At 70.1% G+C, this 16,953-nt stretch carries 21 protein-coding genes; 11 read left to right on the top strand and 10 right to left on the bottom strand.

The features are described from left to right. Window positions 1–8: 8 nt before the first annotated feature. From MEICH_RS0120140 to MEICH_RS27470, 6 genes are all read left to right on the top strand, one after another. Window positions 9–206: a type II toxin-antitoxin system HicB family antitoxin gene (locus MEICH_RS0120140; protein ID WP_027894091.1), complete on the top strand. Its 198-nt coding sequence runs from the start codon at window positions 9–11 to the stop codon at window positions 204–206. Continuing rightward, window positions 206–418 (top strand): type II toxin-antitoxin system HicA family toxin, encoded by a 213-nt coding sequence (locus tag MEICH_RS0120135; protein WP_027894090.1) that lies wholly within the window; start codon window positions 206–208, stop codon window positions 416–418. Before MEICH_RS0120140 ends, MEICH_RS0120135 begins: the two co-directional genes overlap by 1 nt. After that, window positions 415–1,071 carry a 6-phosphogluconolactonase gene (locus tag MEICH_RS0120130; RefSeq protein WP_027894089.1) on the top strand — a complete coding sequence of 219 codons (657 nt, stop codon included), beginning with the start codon at window positions 415–417 and terminating at the stop codon, window positions 1,069–1,071. The genes MEICH_RS0120135 and MEICH_RS0120130 overlap by 4 nt, the downstream gene beginning before the upstream one ends. After that, entirely contained in the window at window positions 1,068–1,379 is a 312-nt protein-coding gene (gene cutA / locus MEICH_RS0120125; RefSeq protein ID WP_027894088.1) for a divalent-cation tolerance protein CutA, read from the top strand. The genes MEICH_RS0120130 and cutA overlap by 4 nt, the downstream gene beginning before the upstream one ends. Window positions 1,380–1,428: 49 nt before the next feature. After that, window positions 1,429–2,337 carry a magnesium transporter CorA family protein gene (locus MEICH_RS0120120; RefSeq protein WP_027894087.1) on the top strand — a complete coding sequence of 303 codons (909 nt, stop codon included), beginning with the start codon at window positions 1,429–1,431 and terminating at the stop codon, window positions 2,335–2,337. A 253-nt stretch (window positions 2,338–2,590) separates the two neighbouring features. Beyond that, window positions 2,591–3,886, top strand: a complete 1,296-nt coding sequence (locus MEICH_RS27470; RefSeq protein WP_051304379.1) for a GGDEF domain-containing protein — start codon at window positions 2,591–2,593, stop codon at window positions 3,884–3,886. 63 nt (window positions 3,887–3,949) lie between these two features. Here the strand turns inward: MEICH_RS27470 and MEICH_RS26260 are convergent, their stop codons facing one another. Both MEICH_RS26260 and MEICH_RS0120105 read right to left on the bottom strand, forming a co-directional pair. Beyond that, on the bottom strand, window positions 3,950–5,767 hold the full coding sequence (locus tag MEICH_RS26260; protein ID WP_157202931.1) for a copper amine oxidase N-terminal domain-containing protein: 1,818 nt from the start codon (window positions 5,765–5,767) through the stop codon (window positions 3,950–3,952). Between the two features lie 148 nt (window positions 5,768–5,915). Next, complete coding sequence (locus tag MEICH_RS0120105) at window positions 5,916–6,377, bottom strand: SRPBCC family protein (protein WP_027894086.1); 462 nt, start codon at window positions 6,375–6,377, stop codon at window positions 5,916–5,918. Between the two features lie 114 nt (window positions 6,378–6,491). Here MEICH_RS0120105 and MEICH_RS0120100 point away from each other — a divergent pair, with 114 nt between their 5' ends. Further along, window positions 6,492–7,103, top strand: coding sequence for a nucleotidyltransferase family protein (locus MEICH_RS0120100; RefSeq protein WP_027894085.1), 612 nt, complete (start codon window positions 6,492–6,494; stop codon window positions 7,101–7,103). A 208-nt stretch (window positions 7,104–7,311) separates the two neighbouring features. On the opposite strand, the gene MEICH_RS0120095 is transcribed toward MEICH_RS0120100, so the two are convergent. Beyond that, window positions 7,312–8,427: an XdhC family protein gene (locus tag MEICH_RS0120095; RefSeq protein ID WP_027894084.1), complete on the bottom strand. Its 1,116-nt coding sequence runs from the start codon at window positions 8,425–8,427 to the stop codon at window positions 7,312–7,314. 307 nt (window positions 8,428–8,734) lie between these two features. Between MEICH_RS0120095 and MEICH_RS0120090 the strand changes: the two genes are divergently transcribed. Next, window positions 8,735–9,226 carry a DinB family protein gene (locus MEICH_RS0120090; protein WP_027894083.1) on the top strand — a complete coding sequence of 164 codons (492 nt, stop codon included), beginning with the start codon at window positions 8,735–8,737 and terminating at the stop codon, window positions 9,224–9,226. 51 nt (window positions 9,227–9,277) lie between these two features. Here MEICH_RS0120090 and MEICH_RS0120085 read toward each other — a convergent pair whose 3' ends face one another. The 3 genes from MEICH_RS0120085 to MEICH_RS0120075 are packed head-to-tail and all read right to left on the bottom strand — an operon-like array spanning window position 9,278 to window position 10,976. Continuing rightward, a complete protein-coding gene (locus MEICH_RS0120085) occupies window positions 9,278–9,913 on the bottom strand; it encodes a GNAT family N-acetyltransferase (protein WP_027894082.1) in 636 nt (211 codons plus the stop codon). Further along, a complete protein-coding gene (locus MEICH_RS0120080; RefSeq protein WP_027894081.1) occupies window positions 9,910–10,368 on the bottom strand; it encodes a GNAT family N-acetyltransferase in 459 nt (152 codons plus the stop codon). Before MEICH_RS0120080 ends, MEICH_RS0120085 begins: the two co-directional genes overlap by 4 nt. After that, window positions 10,368–10,976 carry an FMN-binding negative transcriptional regulator gene (locus MEICH_RS0120075; protein ID WP_027894080.1) on the bottom strand — a complete coding sequence of 203 codons (609 nt, stop codon included), beginning with the start codon at window positions 10,974–10,976 and terminating at the stop codon, window positions 10,368–10,370. The genes MEICH_RS0120080 and MEICH_RS0120075 overlap by 1 nt, the downstream gene beginning before the upstream one ends. Window positions 10,977–11,042: 66 nt before the next feature. On the opposite strand from MEICH_RS0120075, the gene pdxR reads away from it, so the two are divergent. The 3 genes from pdxR (at window position 11,043) to MEICH_RS0120060 (ending at window position 15,025) form a co-directional block, all read left to right on the top strand. Then, window positions 11,043–12,500: a MocR-like pyridoxine biosynthesis transcription factor PdxR gene (gene pdxR, locus MEICH_RS0120070; protein ID WP_051304377.1), complete on the top strand. Its 1,458-nt coding sequence runs from the start codon at window positions 11,043–11,045 to the stop codon at window positions 12,498–12,500. A gap of 153 nt (window positions 12,501–12,653) precedes the next feature. Beyond that, window positions 12,654–13,328 carry a response regulator transcription factor gene (locus MEICH_RS0120065; protein WP_018465226.1) on the top strand — a complete coding sequence of 225 codons (675 nt, stop codon included), beginning with the start codon at window positions 12,654–12,656 and terminating at the stop codon, window positions 13,326–13,328. A gap of 260 nt (window positions 13,329–13,588) precedes the next feature. Further along, a complete protein-coding gene (locus tag MEICH_RS0120060) occupies window positions 13,589–15,025 on the top strand; it encodes a sensor histidine kinase (RefSeq protein ID WP_027894078.1) in 1,437 nt (478 codons plus the stop codon). Here the strand turns inward: MEICH_RS0120060 and MEICH_RS0120055 are convergent. The 4 genes from MEICH_RS0120055 to MEICH_RS0120040 form a co-directional block, all read right to left on the bottom strand. Beyond that, window positions 14,976–15,374, bottom strand: coding sequence for a DUF2089 domain-containing protein (locus MEICH_RS0120055; protein ID WP_027894077.1), 399 nt, complete (start codon window positions 15,372–15,374; stop codon window positions 14,976–14,978). The two genes, MEICH_RS0120060 and MEICH_RS0120055, sit on opposite strands and share 50 nt — an antisense overlap. 55 nt (window positions 15,375–15,429) lie before the next feature. Further along, window positions 15,430–15,795 carry a hypothetical protein gene (locus MEICH_RS0120050; protein ID WP_157202930.1) on the bottom strand — a complete coding sequence of 122 codons (366 nt, stop codon included), beginning with the start codon at window positions 15,793–15,795 and terminating at the stop codon, window positions 15,430–15,432. Window positions 15,796–15,832: 37 nt separating this feature from the next. Beyond that, window positions 15,833–16,288 (bottom strand): SHOCT-like domain-containing protein, encoded by a 456-nt coding sequence (locus tag MEICH_RS0120045; protein ID WP_027894075.1) that lies wholly within the window; start codon window positions 16,286–16,288, stop codon window positions 15,833–15,835. A 19-nt stretch (window positions 16,289–16,307) separates the two neighbouring features. Continuing rightward, window positions 16,308–16,953 (bottom strand): hypothetical protein (locus MEICH_RS0120040; RefSeq protein WP_169730712.1); only part of this gene is annotated, 646 nt, incomplete at its 5' end.

Below are 16,953 nucleotides of genomic sequence, written 5' to 3'. Positions count from 1 at the left end.
TACGGGCGATGAAATACACGGTTGTTTTGCACCCTTCCGAGGAGGGCTACGCGGTCTCGGTCCCAGGATTGCCGGGCTGCTGGAGCCAGGGACGCGACGAAGCCGAAGCCCTCGAGAACATCCGAGAGGCCATCCACGAGTACCTCGAGGCAATCGCCGAGTTGACCCAGGACGCGATGACCCGTGAGGTCGAGGTCGCGGCTTAATGCCGAAACTGCCGGGCATCAATCACCTCGAGGCCATCCGGGCTTTTGAGAAAGCGGGCTTCAGGATCATCCGCCAGGGCAAACATACCGTCATGAGCGATGGCGTACGGGTCTTGACCATTCCCCGCCACAACCCGATCAACGCCATCACCATGGGTGGGTTGGTCCGGGATGCCGGCTTGAGCATCGAGGAATTCAAGAACCTCTTATGAGCTACCAGATTCAGCGTTTTTCCACCCCCCAGGCCGCCTCCGAAGCGCTCGCCCGCCTGCTGGCCGAGCGCCTGTCGGCCGGGGGCCGCGCGGTGCTGGGCGGGGGCAACACCCCGCTGGCCGCCTACCAGGCCTTCGGCCGGGCCGACATCCTGTGGAACCGCGTGCAGCTCATCGCCTCCGACGAGCGCTGCCTGAGCGCGGGCCACCTCGAGCGCAACGACGTGCAGATCGCGAAGGCCATCGGCACGACCGTACTGCCCTACACGCTGCACTCCTTCCAGGCCGAGCTCGGGCCCGAGCGCTCCGCCGAGGTGAGCGAGGGGCTGGTGCAATCCCTGCTGCCCTTCGACGTGGTGACGCTGGGGCTGGGCGAGGACGCCCACACCGCCAGCCTCTGGCCGCACGTGGACCTGGGCAGCGAGCGCCTGGTGCTGCCGGTCCACGGCGCCCCCAAGCCCCCGCCCGAGCGGGTCTCGCTGAGCCCCAAGGCGCTTTCGCAGACGCAACTGGTGGTGTACCTGGTGACCGGGGCGAGCAAGCGCGAGGCCCTGGCCCGCTTCCTGCGCGGCGAGGAGGTGCCCCCGAGCCGGATCCGAGCGCCCGAAGTGCTGGTCTTCGCCGACGAGGCCGCGTATCCTGGCAGGGTATGAACCTGGTGGTGCTGTGTACCGTCCCCGACGAGGACTCCGCCCGGCGCATCGCGCAGGTGCTGGTGGCGGAGGGGCTCGCGGCCTGCGTGAACGTGCTGCCCCGCCTGACCTCGGTCTACCGCTGGGAGGGCGAGGTGACGAGCGGCGAGGAGCTGCTGCTGATCATCAAGACCCGCGAGGAGCGCTACGCCGCCCTCGAGGCCCGGGTCAAGGAGCTCCACCCCTACGCCGTGCCCGAGGTCATCGCCCTGCCCATCCGGCACGGCTCCAAGGATTACCTCGACTGGCTGGCCGAGAGCACCCGGTGAGCGCCCGCCGGCGGGTATGCTGCCCTCGCGCCCTGCGACTGACCGAGAGATGATCCGCGCCAAGCAGCTCACCGACGGCATGACCTCCGGGCCCCTGCAGGCGCGGGTGTGGGTGGACGTCGAGACCCCCACGCCCGAGGAGGTCGCGCTGCTCAAGAGCCAGTACCCCATCAACCCCCTCGCCCTCGAGGACGCCCAGGAGATCGGGCACTGGAGCCGCTTCGAGCAGTACCCCAACCACCTCTTCCTCATCTTCCGCACCCTCGAGACCCCCCACACCCACAGGAGCCGCACCGAGCGGGTGAGCTACTTCTACTTCCCGCAGAGCCAGGTGCTCCTGACCTACCGCAACGAGCCCGTCGAGTACGTCGAGAAAGCGTGGGAGGGCTTCCGGGGCGGGAGCTGCATCTGGCTGTGGCAGCAGCTCGTCGACCGGGGGGTGGAGACCTTCTTCGAGTACGTCGAAACCCTCACCGACCGGCTCGAAGACCTCGAGGAGCTCGCCCTCGACGGCGACGACACCAACCAGGTCCCCCGCCAGGTGTTCGCCCAGCGGCGCGAAGTGCTGCGCATCCGGCGGCTCGTCTCGCAGGCCCGCGAGGCCCTGCTGCACCTCGAGCGCCTGCCCGAGCTCGGCAGCGACGCCTACATGTTCCGCGACCTCACCGACCGCATGGGCCGGGTCTACGAGGGCCTCGACGCGGCGCGCGACGAGCTCTCCAACGTGCTCGAGGTCTACCTCTCCGCCCAGAGCAACCGCCTGAACAAGGTGGTGCAGGCGCTCACGGTGATCTCGGTGCTCTTCCTGCCCATGACGCTGTGGGCCGGGATCTACGGCACCAACTTCGACAGCTTCAGCGAGTACCGCTGGCCCTACGGCCGGCTGTTCTTCTGGGGCGGGCTGGTGGTGATCGCGGGCCTGCTGGCCTGGTGGATGAAGCGCCGGGGCTGGTGGTAAGGGAAGCGCTCATCCCGCAGCCCTCCCATGCCCCGGCTCGCCATAAACCGGAATTTATTCAATAATTCAATCCTGTTCATCCCGCCCAGTTCAGCCGGCACGGCCAGGGGCGCGGTCAGGACTGGGATCGTTACATCCAGCTTATAGTATAGAACGAAATATAGGCGCAATGACCATCGGCCGCGGGTCGTGGGCCAAAGTTGTGCAAAACCCGCGACATTTGTACGGGGCGGGGGTCATAATCTAGTCAGGTATGGTCGGCCTAGAGGGGTTTCTGGATTCACCCCAGATTATCGTATGGCTGAACTCTCAAGGCCGTATCGGCTGGGCCAACCGGCTGGCCCAGGAAGGGGCGTCGCGGCTGGGGATCGAGGAGCGCCACATCCCTTCCCTGCTGGCCCGCCGGGAGAGCCCGTTGCGGCTGGTGGGGGCGGAGCCGCCCGTCACCCGCCTGCCTTACCAGGGCTACTGCACGCTGCTCATCGAGGGCAAGCCCCGCCGCTGGCACCGCTTCTTCTGCCAGCCCTACGCGGACGGGACGCTGTGCTTCGGGATGGACGTCAGCGACCTCTACAGCAAGGCCCTGGCCTACCAAACCACCCTCGAGGTGCTCTCGAGCCTCTTCACCCGGGAGGCCCGCTTCGAGGACCTGCTGCAGCACGTGCTGGAGACCGCCGTAGAGGTGGTGCCGGGGGCTCAGGCGGGGAGCATCTGGTACTACACCGGCGAGCAATTCCGCCTGGCGGCGCAGGTGGGCTTCAGCCCGGAGTTGCTGGGCATCTCCATCTCTTACGAGGAGGAGCTGAAGTGGTACGGGGCGGGGGTGGAGGCCTGGCGGCAGGGCCAGCCGCGGCTGCTACGGGGCACCGAGGCCATCCTGCGCTCGGTACAGGCGCTGCGCGAGGAGCACAACCTCGAGGTCGGGCGCATCCGCGAGCTGAAAGTCACCCTCTGCGTGCCGGTGGTGATGGGCGGGGAGGCCCTAGCTACGCTCAACCTCGACAACCTCGAGCAGCCCGACGCCTTCACCCCGGAGGCCGTCGCCATCGCCTCGCACTTCGGCCTCCAGACCGCGGTGCTGCTGTACGGCGTGCTCAACCGGCGCAGCCTCGCCGAGCTCGCCCACACCGACCCCCTCACCGGGCTGGGCAACCGCCGCGCCCTGAGCGAGGGCTTTGCCCGGATGCGGGCCCAGGCCCAGCGCCTCGACAAGCCCGTGACCGTGATCTTCTGGGACCTCGACGGGCTCAAGCGGGTCAACGACCAGCACGGCCACGCCGCCGGGGACCAGGTGCTGCGCGAGGTGGCTTCGGCGCTGCAGACGCTGCTGCGGCACGGCGACCGGGCCTACCGCATCGGCGGCGACGAGTTCGTGAGCCTGCACCTCGACCTCGAGGGCGAGGAACACCCCCTCATCGAGCGGGTGCGGGCGGCGCTGCCGCTGCGGATCAGCGCGGGCGCGACCCGGGTCTTCGCGCCGATGAGCCTCGAGGAGGTGCTCGACCAGGCCGACGCCCAGATGTACCGCGACAAGCCGCCGAAGCGGTAGCCGGAGGCAGGGTTTTACCCCGACCCCACCCCAAGACGTGAGGGGCGGCCGTGGGAACCGCTCTCAGGGCCGGCGCAGGGAGCGGGTGGCAGGGGAGCGGGCGTCGGGGCGGTCCGCAGCCAGCTCCTCCGGCAGCGCGCCGGGGCGGTAGAAGACCAGGTTGACGGGCAGGAAGGAACCCGAGGCGGGGACGAACTCGAGCTCGAGGGTCTGGCTCAGGCCGGGCCCGTCGAGGTTGCGGTAGAAGATCAGGGGCAGGTCGTTGCGCAGCAGCACCCCGCTCTGCGGGAGTTGCACGTAGCGCCCGCCCACCGCGATCACCCCGCTGTAGGGGCCACCCCGCGGGGAGAAAGCCCCCACCGTGCCCGCGGCGTTGTCGAGGGTGATGCGGTAGGTAAGGCCGTAGTTGCCCGCCAGCCGCACCGCCACCCGGCTCATCGCGTCGAAGCCCTCGGCGCTGGGGTCGAGGCGCCCGTCGCCGATGACGAGCCGCAGGGCCCCGCCGGGCTCGAGGCCGCCCAAGTCGAGGCGCAGGCGGCGCAGGGCGCTGGGGAAGGTGCCCCGCACGTGGTTGCTGTCGGGCTCGAGGGCGGGCAGCGAGCGCAGCAGCCCCAGGAAGTCGGGGGAGGCGAAGTCGGGGGCGTCGCCCATCAGGCGGGTCTCGAGCAGGTACACGCTCAGCAGCACGGGCTCGGGGGCGCGGCCCAGCGGGGCCACGATCTCCAGGTCGGCCTTGAGCGAGACGCCCTCCCCGGGCGCCAGCGGCGGCGAGAGGTAGAGCGGCAGGGCCTGGCGGGGCTCGAGGGCCAGGCTCTGCGGGACGCGGGAGGCGAGGAACTCGAGCAGGCTGACCTGCCCCAGCACCGACTCGATGCGGGTGTTGGCCACGCTGCCCAGGCGCTGCACGCGCAGGGTCTGGGGTTCGCCGGAGAGGCTGCTCGCGAGCACCAGCACCCGCGCGGGGCCCGGCGTGCCGTTGACGTGGTAGAGCAGCAGGCGCCCGGCGCCCTGGACCGAGTCCTCGTAGAGCAGGCCCGAGGAGGGCACTTTCTCGGGCGAGTCGCTGAAGAGCAGGGTGTAGGGCTCGTCCCGGCGCTCGGGGGCGGCGACGGGGTAGGAAAGGATCTGCCCGTCGGGGAAGGTGCGGCCCACGCCCAGGTAGCGCAGGGCGTAGTCCTTGGGGCTGAGGTAGGGCTGGTCGAGCACCCGGATCTGCACGGTGTAGGGCTCGCTGACCCGGCCGAGCGCGTTGGTGGCGGTGAGGCCGATGGTGTAGACCCCCGGCGCGAAGTAGGCCTCCTCCCGCCCGGTCCACTTCAGCGCCAGGGGCAGGCCGTCGGGGTCGTAGGAGAACTCGCTGACGAGCACCGGCTCGCCCAGGCGGTACTCGAGCTTGTCGGTGGTGAAGCGCGCGACCGGCAGGCGCGAACCGCCGGGCACGACGGGCGCCAGCCGCATCAGCACCACGCGCTGGGCGGGGTCGTAGCTCACCTGGGCGCCGAGGCTGCCGCCCAAAGCCCGGGCCGCCACGTAGAGCGTGCCGTCCAGCACGCACCCGACCTCCTTCAGGGAGACCTGCCGGCCGTCGAGGCGCGCCAGCCGCAGGCCGGGGTACACCTCGAGCCCCCCCAGCCGCAGGCCGTCGGGCGTGCCCGGGACGGGCTCGAGGCCCACCCCCAACAGGCGCGCCGTCTCGCGCAAGGGCAGCATGGCCCGCCCCTCCACCAGCCGGGCAGGCGCGGCGAGCTCCACCGCCACCCCGTTGAGGAAGGCCCTGGTGGACTCCACCGGCCACACCACCTGCCGCGCGGCCAGTTGCGATTGCCCCAGCGCCACCCCCCAAAACAGCAGCAAGCCCAGCAAGAACGGCAGCCCACGCACGAATCCAGAGGATAGCAGATGACCCGCCGTCCCCCAAGCGAATTTGAGCACCGGCGCCCGGCGAAAACCCCCGCGCGTTCGTCACCCGCGCCCCTAGGAGGCGCGAGAGCAGGGCACCCGCATCAGGGACGGGCCGGTAGCCGGGCCGTCAGGCCGTGCGCCCCACGCTCTCGGTGGCCGCGGTCTTGACGTTGGCGAAGGTCTGGCTGATGAGCTTCTGGGCCTGCACGTCGAGCACCCGCCCGCCCACGGCCGCCACCGGGCCGCGCATCACGGCCTCGCCCTTCCAGTCGAGGCGGGTCTGGCCGCCCTCTTCCGCGAGGTCGGCGCTGGCCAGGAGGTCGACCACGCTGCCGAGGCCGCCCCCGCTGATCTTGACCCCCATGCGGCGGTTGGCCGCGTCGGGCTGGAGCTCGATCTTGAACTTGAAGTTGCCCCGCACGGGCCCCACCCCCACCCGCACCGTGACCTCGAGGTGCGTGTCGTCGTGCACCTCGAAGCTCTGCACGTCGGGGAGGCAGGTGGCGATCTTGCGCGGGTCGGTGATGAAGGCCCAGACCTGGTCGTAGGGAACGGGGATGTTTTCCTGTCCGCTGTATTGGAGTTTCACGATCGACCTCGCTGTGTACCTCCTAACGATATACCACGGGCTCTCCCCGCATTCCCTCGCCCGGCACCCGGCCGCCCTTGGCAAACCCGGCCGTGAGCGGTTAGGTTGGGCCTCGTGAGCGGGCCGACCTCGAAGGTCATCGCCGTGGTGCTGGCCGCGGGGGCCAGCAGCCGCATGGGGGCGAACAAGATGCTGCTGCGCCTGGGCCCCGAGAGCCTGGTGCGGCGCGTGACCCGCACCGTCCTGGAGGCAGGCTTCGACGAGGTGTGGGTGGTGGTGGGCCGGGACAGCGCCCAGGTCGCCGCCGAGGTGGCCGGCCTGGGGGTGCGGGTCGTGGAAAACCCGCGCTACCTCGAGGGCATGGGGACCTCCTTCCGCGCCGCCGCCGAAGCCTTCCCGCCCGGCCTCGAGGCCGCCCTCTTCGCCCTGGGCGACCAACCCTTCGTGCAGGCCGAACACTACCGGGCCGTGCTCGAGGCCTACCGCGCCCACCGCCCCCCGCTCGTGCTCTCCCGCTTCGGCCCCGTCCACGCCCCCCCGCACCTCTTCCGCCACGACCTCTTCCCCGGTCTCCTCGAGCTCCACGACGAAGGCGCCCGGAGCATAGTCGCCCGCCACAAGGCCGAAGCCGTGACGGTAGACCTCCCGGAGGACGCGCTATTCGACGTAGACACACCGGAGGAGTACCGGAGGGCGCTCGAGCGGGTAGCGGGTAGCGGTGAGTGATGAGCCGTCAGCGGTCAGCTCTCAGCTTTCAGCCGTTAGCTATCAGCTCATGCCTTGTGGTGAACCCCTCCCCGTCCCTCCCCGCACGCGGGGAGGGGGTATCCCCCCCGGCCCCCCTTGCTAAGGGGGGAACAAGGCGTCTGGCGTCTGGCGTCTGGCGTTTGGCGTTCAGCTATCGGCGTCCTGCGCTCAGCCATCAACCCCCACATCACACCACCGGCGCCTCCGTGGGGTCGTGGATGCGCCCCTCGAGGCCGTTGAGGAAGCCGGCAGGGTAGCCCCGCTGCAGGGCCATGATCTCGGCGAGGATGCTCAGCGCGACCTCCTCGGGGGTCTCGGCGCCGATGGCGAGGCCTACCGGGCTGCGGACCCGCCGCAGTTGCTCGGGGGTGAGGGGGGTGCCCTCCCGGGCGAGGCCCTCCACGATCTTTAGAAAGCGCGAGCGGGGGCCCAGCAGGCCGACGTAGGGGGCCGGGGTCTGGAGCACGAAGGCCAGGGTGCTCTGGTCGACGAGGAGGTTGTGGTTCATCACCAGCACGAAGGTGCGGGGGCCGACCTCGAGCGCCTGCGCGAAGTGCTCGGGGCGCAACAGCCGGACCCGGGCCCCGGGGAAGCGCGAGGGGAGGGCGAATTTGTCGCGCATGTCCACCACCTGCACCCGGAGGCCCAATTGCGCCGCCAGCCGCGAGAGCGGGATGGCGTCGTGGCCCGCGCCGAAGATCACGAGCTCGGCAGGCGGCAGGCTCACGTCGAAAAACACCGGGACCGTTCGCCCGTCGGAGGCCCGCAGGGCGTGGGTGGCGGCGCGCGGCTGCAGGGCCTTCAGGAGCTGATGGGCCCAGGCACGGGCCAGGGCCTCGAGCCCCGCGTCGGCCAGGGCGCCCGCCGAGGCGGTTTCGCCCACGAACAAGCGGCCCAGGCCGGGCTCGAGGGGCGTCGCCAGCACCGCGAGCTCGCCGCGTTCGAGGGCCTCGAGCCAGCGGTTGGTGACGGGCTCGTCCTGCACGGGCTCGATGTAGACGTCCACCGCCCCGCCGCAGCCGATGCCCAGCCCCCACATCACCTCCTCGTCGAGGTTGTACTCCGTGCGCACGGGCTGCCCGTCCCGCATGACCTGCTGGGCCACCTCCACGATCTCGGGCTCGAGGCAACCGCCGCTGAGCATGCAGGTGTAGCTGCCGTCCTGCCGCACCAGCATCCGGGTCCCCTCGCGCCGGTAGGCCGAGCCCGTCACCCCCACGATGGTCGCCAACGCGACGGGCTCCCCTGCAGCACGGGCCTCGCGGATGCCTTGAAGCATCGCCTGGACTTCGGATTGTTCCACGAGGCCAATTCTATCGGGGCGAGCCTGAGGTGCATTGGGGAGAAAGCTACGTTGGTCGATGGTCGATGGTCGATAGCTGATAGCCGATAGCCGGGCGCGGGTTGTGCGTCGTACGCCAAACGCCAAACGCAAAACGCCAAACGCAAGACGCCCCTTCTTCACCCCCCTTAGCAAGGGGGGCTGGGGGGATACCCCCTCCCCGCACGCGGGGAGGGTTAGGGCGGGGTAAACCACGAGCCACGAGCCTCCTGCTGATGGCTGACGGCTGAAAGCTGACAGCTCATCGCTTCTCGCTTTAGGATGAAGCATGAACCCCTACCTTGCCCGGATCATCGCCCTGTTGGGGAAGGACGACCCCCTGGCCTCGCTGGCGGCCATGCCGCGGCGGCTCGAGGAGCTTTTGCCGCGGCTCGAGCCGGAGAAGCCCTATGCGCCGGGCAAGTGGAGCGCCCGCGAGATCCTTTGTCACCTGGCCGACACCGAGATCGCGCTGGGCTTCCGCTTCCGCCAGATCCTCGCGCAGGACAACCCCACCGTGCAGCCTTTCGACCAGGACGCCTGGGCCGCGCGCTACGGCGGGCTGCCGATGGAGCTGGCCTACGACGCCTTCAAGGCTGTGCGGGCGTGGAACCTGGCGCTGCTGCGCGGCCTGAGCGAGGAGGACCTGGCCCGCAGCTACTACCACCCCGAGCGCGAGGAGTGGGAAAGCCTGCACCTGCTGGTGCGCTTCCTGGCCGGGCACGACCTCAACCACCTGGGGCAGCTCGAGGTCATCGCCTCGCAAAGCGCGCAAGGCTGAAGGGCTCGAGGCTCGTCGCGCTCCGGCGCGGCCCCTACGACGGCGGGGCGGTCATGCGCTGTACTCTGCCAGGAAGCCCTCGAGCCGCGCCTTCACCCCGGGCCACTCCTCGAGCAACACGCTGTACACGGCGCTGTCGCGAACCCCGCCGTCGGCGGCGGGCAGGTGGGCCCGCAGGACCCCGTCGAGCCTGGCCCCCAGGCGCTCGATGGCCCGGCGCGAGCGCTGGTTGCGGGCGTCGGTCTTGAGGGTCACGCGGCGCACCCCCCAGACCTCGAAGGCGTGGGCGAGCTGCAGCAGCTTGGCCTCGGTGTTGACGCCGCTGCGCTGGGCCTGGGGCGCCAGCCAGGTCCAGCCGATCTCCACCGCGTCGGGGAGGCCCCCTCGAGCCAGCGGGCTCCCGGCCGGCCACTTCCAGTGCTCGAAGTTGGCGAAGCGGGTGCTGCCCACGGCCCGGCCGGAGCGCTTGTCCACGGTGAGGAAGGGCACCGCGTTGCCCCGGGCCTGTTCGTCGAGGGCGGTCTGGACGTACACGCGCATGCCCTCGGCGCTGCGGGGGACGGTGGTGAGGGGGTAGGCCTCGGCCTGGGCGAGCTCGAGCAGCACCGGCAGGTGCTCCAGGGTGAGGGGCTCCAGGCGCACCAGCCGCCCCTCCAGGGTGACGGGGCGGGTGACCTCGGGGTTCACGGCGCCCTCCAGAGCATCTCGTTGCTGGGGCTGAAGCCCAGCCCCTCGTAGACCCGGCGCCCGGCCTCCGAGGCGTGCAGCGCCACGGTGCGCACGCCGCGCTCCCGGCAGTGCTCGAGGGCCTGCCCCACCAGCGCCCTCGCCAGCCCCCGCCCCCGGTGCTCGGGCTCGGTGTAGACGTTGAGCACGTAGCCGCGCAGGGTTTGGAGGCTGTCGGCGCGGGGGGGCCACTCCAGGAGCATCAGGCCGGCCCCGGCGACCACGGTTTCCCCGGCGGAGGCCAGGAAGCCCGCGTAGTACCCGCTCTCGAGCGAGCGCCGCACCCAGGGGACGAAGGCCCGGATGGCCTCCTCCATGCCGGCGTCGTCGGGGTGGCCCATGTCCACGAACATGCGGCGGCGCTGGTGGGCGATGCGCTCGGCGTCGGCGGGGGTGGCCCGGCGGAAGGCGTACATCAGCGCTCCTCCAGGCGCTCCGCCATGCGCCGGGCGATGGCCCGCCCGGCGGGGTCGGGGCTGTGGCCCAGCGCTTCGGCCACGCGGCGCCGGTCGGCGGCCGAGCGGTTCTGCGAGAGCTTGAACTTGCCCTCCAGCCGCGTGATCTCGACCTCGAAGGCCACCACGCCCTTGACCATGCCCTCGAGGTAGCTCGCGGGCAGCGCGTCCATGTCCCAGGCCGGCTCGTGCTGGCGCACCAGGCCCCGCAGCATGGCCTTGACGGCCTCGGGCTCCTCCACCAGCCGCGCCTTGCCGTAGGCGTGCACGGTGACGTAGTTCCAGGTGGGCACGCTGGGGTGCTTCTCGTACCAGGACGGGGAGACGTAGCTGTGGTCGCCCTGGAAGATCACCAGCACCTCGGGGTTGGCCTCGAGGGTGGTCCACTGGGGGTTGGCGCGGGCCATGTGGGCCTCGAGGCGGTTACGCTCCGCGTCGATCACGAAGGGCAGCGGGGTGGCGAAGGGCAGCCCCTCGTGGACGCTGACCAGCGTAGCGAAGCTGAAGTGGCGCATGAGCTCGTGCAACGGGGCGGGGTCTTCCACGCGGAAATGGCCGGGCAGGTACATGCTTCCGAGGGTACGCCCGGATTGGACCGTTCGAAAGAGCCAATGCCAGGTGCTACACTGGAGCCAATGCTGAGCCTGCCCGGCTTCCAACCCCGGGGCGAAAGCCCGCTGTACCGCCAGCTCTACGACTACCTGCGCGAGGGCATCCTCAAGGGGCAGCTCGCGCCCGGCACCCGGCTGCCCCCCACCCGCGACCTCTCCCGCGAGCTCGGGCTCTCGCGCAACACCGTGGTCACGGCCTTCGAGCAACTGCTGGCCGAGGGCTACCTCGAGGCCCGCGTGGGCGACGGCACCTACGTGGCGCGCACCCTCCCGGGGCAGTGGGAGTCGCGGCCCCTGGCGCAGGGGCTGGCCGGCAACGGGCGTCGGCTCTCCCGGCGCGGCGAGGAGCTCGCCCGCACCCCGGTCACCCTGCGGCGCAAGCGCGGCAGCGGGGTCTTCCGCGCGGGCCTGCCCGACTTCCGGGCCTTCCCCATGAAGCTGTGGGCCAAGCTCGAGGCCCGCCACTGGAAGCTCGCCCCCGACGAACTGCTCAACTACAGCGACCCGGCCGGCCACCACCCCCTGCGCGAGTCCATCGCCGCCTACCTCCAGGCCTCGCGCGGGGTGGCCTGCACGCCCGAGCAGGTCATCATCACCACCGGCTCGCAGCAGGGGCTCGACCTCGCCGCCCGCCTCCTCCTCGACCCCAGCGACGCGGTGTGGGTGGAAGACCCCGGCTACCTGGGCGCGCGCGGGGCCTTCCTGGCGGCCGGGGCGCGGGTGGTGGGGGTGCCCGTGGACCCCGAGGGCCTCGACGTGGCCGCGGGCCGGCGGCTCGAGCCCGCCGCCCGGCTGGCCTACGTGACCCCCTCGCACCAGTACCCCCTGGGCGTGACCCTTAGCCTCACCCGGCGGCTGGCGCTGCTCGAGTGGGCCTCCGAGCACTCAGCCTGGATCGTCGAGGACGACTACGACAGCGAGTACCGCTACCGGGGCCGCCCCCTGGCCGCCCTGCAGGGCCTCGACCGCGAGGGGCGGGTGATCTACGTGGGCACCTTCTCCAAGGTGATGATGCCGGGGCTGCGCCTGGGCTACCTCGTCGTCCCCCCCGACCTCGTCGAGGCCTTCGTCGCCGGGCGGGCCCTGATGGACCGCCACCCGCCGGGGCCGGTGCAGGCGGTGCTGGCCGAGTTCATCCGCGAGGGGCACTTCGTGCGCCACATCAAGCGCACCCGGCTGCTCTACGCCGAGCGGCAGCAGGCCCTGATCGAGGCCCTGGAGCGCCGCTTCGGGGACTGGCTCGAGGTGCACCGGGCCGAGGCCGGGCTGCACCTGGCCGCCTGGCTACCTCCGGGCGTCGACGACCAGGAGGCCTCGCGCCGCGCGGCCGCGCAGGGCATCGAGGCGCTGCCGCTGTCGGCGTACAGCCTGGCGAAACTGCCCCGCGGCGGCCTGATGCTCGGCTACGCGGCCTTCACGCCAGCCGAGCTCGAGGAGGGCGTGAGCGCGCTGCGCGAGGCGCTGGGCCCGCTCATGAAGTGAACCTTTAGCCGGTTTCTCATCGCCGAATTGGCCTTGCCCTGGGGCTATGGGCAACGCCGGGACCTTTTCATAAATTGGAAGCAAATGAGAGAACTCTAAGACATCTTGGCAACTTCTCATGAGAAATGCGCCTACCTTGCAGCCATGGAGCACATGGATCAACCCCTCATCCTGATTATCGAAGACGAGAAGGATATCGCTCGCTTCATCGAGCTCGAGCTCCAGGCCGAGGGCTACCGCACCGAGGTGGCCTACGACGGGGTGACCGGGCTCTCCCGCTTCCGCGAGGTCAACCCCAACCTCGTCATCCTCGACCTGATGCTTCCGGTGGTGGACGGGCTCGAGGTGGCCCGCCGCATCCGCAAGACCTCCAACATCCCCATCCTCATCCTCACCGCCAAGGACCGCGTGGAGGACAAGGTCGAAGGCCTCGACGCCGGGGCCGACGACTACCTCGCCAAGCCCTTCTCCATCGAGGAATTGCTCGCGCGCATCCGCGCCCACCTGCGCCGCGTCACCCCCGCCATCACCGGCGAGATCCGCGTGGCCGACCTCATCATCAACCTTGAGGGCCGCGAGGTCTTCCGCGCCGGCCGCCGCATCGAGTTCTCCAACAAGGAGTTCGAGCTGCTCGAGCTTTTGGCCAAGAGCCCCGGCAAGGTCTTCAGCCGCTTCGAGATCGAGGAGAAGGTCTGGCCCGGCTACCAGGGCGGGAGCAACGTGGTGGACGTGTACATCGGCTACCTGCGCAAGAAGCTCGAGGGCCCCAACGAGCGCCGGCTGATCCACACCGTGCGCGGGGTGGGGTACGTGTTGCGGGAAGATTGATGTCGGTGGTCGATGGTCGATAGCTGATAGCCGATAGCTAAACGCAAGACGCAAAATGCAAGACGCCCTTTCTTCACCCCCCTTAACAAGGGGGGCCAGGGGGGATAAACCCTCCCCGTGCGTGGGGAGGGGCGAACCACAGGCAACACGCCACGGGCTTACCGTTGACGGCTGAAAGCTGACCGCTTATTGCTCTTAACGTCGAACGCCTCACCAATCTTCAGGCATTTAACGTTTAGCGTGAGGCCCTAGGCATCCCTATGACCCTGCGTAACCGCATTACCCTGCTCACCCTGGCGCTGTTGGTGTCTTCGCTGCTGGTGCTGGGGGCCGTCGTGTACGCGACGCTGCGGAGTTATCTGTTTTCGGGCATTCGCCCGGAGCTCGAGGCCGCGCTTTCCCAGATCGAGTCAGCTATCGACGACCCCAACGTGCTCAGCCGCCTCGACGCGCTGTCGCGCATCTCGCCCAACCTCTACGCCCAGCTCGTGCGGGCGTTCGGGGACCTTCACTCCCTGGGGCCTACCAGCCGGGAATTCTTCACCGTTCGCATCCTCACCAGCCCCAACCTGGGCAGCTCGAACTTCTCGGTGTCCCTGCGCGACCTCGAGCGCGTGTGGCGGGGTGAGCTCATCTACACCCGGGCCTCGATCCAGCGCGACAACCTGCCCTCCCTCAACGTTCAGGTCATCGCCAAACGCCTCAAGGCCGACCCCTTCGGGCAGGGGGAGCTGCAGGACTTCATCCTGGTCGTGGGCCGCCCGCTCGACTCGGTGAGCCTGGTGCTCTCGCGCTGGCTGCAGGTCTACAGCGCGGTGGCGGTGGTGGTGCTGCTGCTGGCCGCGCTGCTGGCCCAGCGGCTGGTGCGGCGCACCCTCGAGCCCTTGGAGTGGGTGGCCCGTAAGGCCGAGGCGGTGAGCCAGAAGCCCGAGGCCCTGCCCGAGCCCCAGGGCAAGGACGAGGTGGCGGCGCTGATCCGCTCGCTCAACCGCATGATGGCCCGCCTCGAGAGCACCTGGCAGGCCCAGACCCAGTTCGTCGCCGACGCCTCGCACGAGCTGCGCACCCCCATCACCGCCATCCTGGGGCACGTGAGCTTCCTGCTGCGCCGCACCCCGCTCACCGAACAGCAGCGCGAGAGCCTCGAGGTGGTGGTGCGCGAGAGCGAGCGCATGAAGAAGCTCGTCACCGACCTTTTGGAGCTCTCCAAGAGCGGCAATTGGAAGCTGCACATGGGCGCGGTGCACGTGCCCACGCTGCTCGAGCAGATCCAGGAGGAGTACGCCCGAAGCTTCGAGGGCCGCATCGAGCTCGAGGTGCCCGAAAACCTCTGGGTGCAGGGCGACCCCGAGCGGCTGCACCAGGTCTTCGCCAACCTGGTCTCCAACGCCATCAAGGCACGGGCCACCCGGGTGCGCCTGGTGGCCCGCGACGTCTCGGCGGGGGCGGTGGTCCGGGTGGAGGACGACGGCGAGGGCATCCCCGCCGAGCACCTGCCCCGCCTCTTCGAGCGCTTCTACCGCGTGGACAAGGCCCGCGACCGCGAGCGCGGCGGGACCGGGCTGGGGCTGGCGATCGTGAAGACCATCGTCGAGGCCCACGGCGGGCGGGTGTGGGTGGAGAGCACCGTGGGCAAGGGCACTACCTTCAGCGTTTCCTTAATGCGCGCAACCGCTCCGCAGCCTCAGTTGCGCTGATCTCGCCCTTCTCCAGCAGCCCCAGGATCTCCTGCTTCTCCTCGGGGCTGGGGCCGGGCGGGGGCACCTCCTCGTACTCGTAGCCCAGGGTCTTGAGCAGGTTCTCGAAGCGGGCCCGCACCGTGGGGTACGACAGGCCCAGGATGCGCTCGACCTCCTTGAGGTTGCCGCGCACCTTGACGAACAGCCGCAAAAACTCGAGCTGCTCAGCAGGAAGCTGGGCGAACTCGTTGGGCTGGAACTCCCCCTTGACCTCGGCGCGGCACTGGGGGTTGGAGCAGACCAGGCCCGACACCCGCAAGGGGCTCTGGCAGGCGGGGCACTGCGTGGGGACGGGGTAGATTCTCATGGGTTCACCTTCTCTGAGCCTCTGGAGGGCGGAGGGCCGGATACCGCTCACCGCTTCACCACTGCCCGACCTTGACCCGCACCGGGCCACGCAGGCCGCCCAGGGGCGCCCCGCCGGCCTGGAAGCGGCCGACGTCCTGCAGCTCGACGTCGACCACCGTGAAGGGCCCCTGGTGGCGGATCAGGCGCAGGCCGGTGCGGGCTTGCTCGAGGTAGTACGCCGCGTCCTGGCTCCAGCGCCCGGCGAGGGCCTCGGCCAGGTAGACCAGGCCCTCGAGCACCAGCGTGGGGATGAAGAGCACGACGGGAATGGGGAGCACGGGCACCCGGACGTAGACGTAGAGGAAGCGCGGCAGGAGTCGCTGAAGGGTCAGCACGGCCTCATTTTGCCTTCTCCCGGCGGTCAGGATCTGCACGGCCATGAAACCCTCCAGCGTCCGTCAGGCGTCCGGCGCTTGTTCACACCACCTCGATGACCACGTGCATGGTGCCCTTGAGCGGGCTGCGCTGGCCTTCGTCGCCGGTGAACTGGGCCATGTCCTGGATCTCCACGTCCACCAACCGGCCCTCCGGCAGGTCGCCCTTGAGCATGTCCAGGATGCCCGCCAGGTCGATGCCCTGGGCGCTCATGGCCTGCTTGGCGTCCGGGGGGATGAAGTTGGAGGCGAACTTGGCGAGCGAGACCGGCAGGTTGACGTTGACCTTGATGCCCTCGCCGTTGACCGAGATGCGCAGCATCCGGGCGATGCCCCGGGCGGGGGGCGCGGGCGGCGCGGGGGGCGCCATCACCGCCACCCCGGCGGGGGCGCGGGGGCCGGTGGCCGGGGGTTCGATGGCCTCGAGCAGCCGCACGGCTTCCTCGACCGAGATCTTGCCTTCCTTGACCATGTCCATGATTCGGCGCTTGTCTTCCATAAGGTGTCTCCCTTGACGCTCAGGTCAGCAGGTTGAGGCTGCCCATCTTGACCTGGAGTTCGAGCTTGGCCTTGCCCTGGCCCTCGAGGATGTTGAAGCTCTGGCGCATGCCGGGGAAGCCCCGCTCGTTCTCGAGGTGGTGCTTGCCGGTGCTGGTGAAGTTCCCCATGATCACCTCGCCCTGGGCCTCGTAGTCCGAGCCGGGCAGCAGCTTCAGCACGGCGCTGCCGGCCTTGACCTGCACCCGGTGCTGCCCCTGGTCGAGGTACAGCTCGGCGTTGAGGGTGCCGGCCTTCACGTTGGCGTCGATCCCGCCGAGGTTGCGGGCGATCAGGTTGCCCGCCCCGACGGAGGCTCGTAGGTAGGGCAGGTCGTCGGCGATCACCGTACCGGCCGAAAGGTCGACGTCGAGCCCCACCCCGCCGGGCAGGGTGACGGTGACGGGGCGCTCGTGGGCGTGCCATTCGCCCCCGTGCCAGCCTTTGGGGCCTTTGTAGCGGGCGTCGAGGTAGTAGTCGGTGCCCTTGGCGCGGAATTCGGCTTCGCCCTCGACCTTCGGCTCGCTGAGGGTGGGGTCGACCCGCACCTCGAGGGTCCGCACGCTCACCCGGGCCCGCAGCCAGCGCGTGGGCTGGCCGAGGGAGGGGCGGGGCGGCGGGGGCGGG

It is taken from the genome of Calidithermus chliarophilus DSM 9957 (assembly GCF_000430045.1).
GTDB lineage: Bacteria > Deinococcota > Deinococci > Deinococcales > Thermaceae > Calidithermus > Calidithermus chliarophilus.
This window is presented reverse-complemented; position numbering and strand designations above follow the sequence as displayed.

What these genes read in the sequence shown, in the direction of transcription:
- MEICH_RS0120140 (WP_027894091.1), top strand. Translation starts at nt 9, where the DNA reads ATGAAATACACGGTTGTTTTGCACCCTTCCGAGGAGGGCTACGCGGTC.
- MEICH_RS0120135 (WP_027894090.1), top strand. Translation starts at nt 206, where the DNA reads ATGCCGAAACTGCCGGGCATCAATCACCTCGAGGCCATCCGGGCTTTT.
- MEICH_RS0120130 (WP_027894089.1), top strand. Translation starts at nt 415, where the DNA reads ATGAGCTACCAGATTCAGCGTTTTTCCACCCCCCAGGCCGCCTCCGAA.
- cutA (WP_027894088.1), top strand. Translation starts at nt 1,068, where the DNA reads ATGAACCTGGTGGTGCTGTGTACCGTCCCCGACGAGGACTCCGCCCGG.
- MEICH_RS0120120 (WP_027894087.1), top strand. Translation starts at nt 1,429, where the DNA reads ATGATCCGCGCCAAGCAGCTCACCGACGGCATGACCTCCGGGCCCCTG.
- MEICH_RS27470 (WP_051304379.1), top strand. Translation starts at nt 2,591, where the DNA reads ATGGTCGGCCTAGAGGGGTTTCTGGATTCACCCCAGATTATCGTATGG.
- MEICH_RS0120090 (WP_027894083.1), top strand. Translation starts at nt 8,735, where the DNA reads ATGAACCCCTACCTTGCCCGGATCATCGCCCTGTTGGGGAAGGACGAC.
- MEICH_RS0120080 (WP_027894081.1), bottom strand. Translation starts at nt 10,368, where the DNA reads ATGTACGCCTTCCGCCGGGCCACCCCCGCCGACGCCGAGCGCATCGCC.
- MEICH_RS0120075 (WP_027894080.1), bottom strand. Translation starts at nt 10,976, where the DNA reads ATGTACCTGCCCGGCCATTTCCGCGTGGAAGACCCCGCCCCGTTGCAC.
- pdxR (WP_051304377.1), top strand. Translation starts at nt 11,043, where the DNA reads ATGCTGAGCCTGCCCGGCTTCCAACCCCGGGGCGAAAGCCCGCTGTAC.
- MEICH_RS0120065 (WP_018465226.1), top strand. Translation starts at nt 12,654, where the DNA reads ATGGATCAACCCCTCATCCTGATTATCGAAGACGAGAAGGATATCGCT.
- MEICH_RS0120060 (WP_027894078.1), top strand. Translation starts at nt 13,589, where the DNA reads ATGACCCTGCGTAACCGCATTACCCTGCTCACCCTGGCGCTGTTGGTG.
- MEICH_RS0120055 (WP_027894077.1), bottom strand. Translation starts at nt 15,374, where the DNA reads ATGAGAATCTACCCCGTCCCCACGCAGTGCCCCGCCTGCCAGAGCCCC.
- MEICH_RS0120050 (WP_157202930.1), bottom strand. Translation starts at nt 15,795, where the DNA reads ATGGCCGTGCAGATCCTGACCGCCGGGAGAAGGCAAAATGAGGCCGTG.
- MEICH_RS0120045 (WP_027894075.1), bottom strand. Translation starts at nt 16,288, where the DNA reads ATGGAAGACAAGCGCCGAATCATGGACATGGTCAAGGAAGGCAAGATC.